The organism is Chryseobacterium sp. SIMBA_029, from assembly GCF_046535275.1.
Lineage (GTDB): Bacteria > Bacteroidota > Bacteroidia > Flavobacteriales > Weeksellaceae > Chryseobacterium.
In genome coordinates, this window is sequence record NZ_JAWRXA010000280.1 from 1 (window position 1) to 274 (window position 274).

Consider the following 274-nt stretch of genomic DNA (forward strand, 5'->3'; position numbering starts at 1 on the left):
CGGAGTACCGGTGGCCGGCAGGCCGCATGCCGATCTGAGAAATATGATCGGTATGTTCGTCAATACACTGGCTGTGAGGAATCACCCAGATAAAGAGAAAACATTCAAAGAACTTTTGAAAGAAGTAAAGGAGAATTCACTGCAGGCATATGACAATCAAAGTTATCAGCTCGAAGAGTTAATTGAGAATATAGCTATTAAAAGAGACATTAGCAGAAATCCTTTATTTGACGTGATTTTCAATTTGAATAACATCGAATATGAAGTTGATTTG

At 38.3% G+C, this 274-nt stretch carries 1 protein-coding gene; it reads left to right on the forward strand.

Annotation, left to right across the window (positions count from 1 at the left end; genetic code table 11):
• Positions 1–274, forward strand: a 274-nt coding sequence (locus tag SB679_RS24130) for a condensation domain-containing protein (RefSeq protein WP_410704770.1), incomplete at both ends; no start/stop codon positions are given.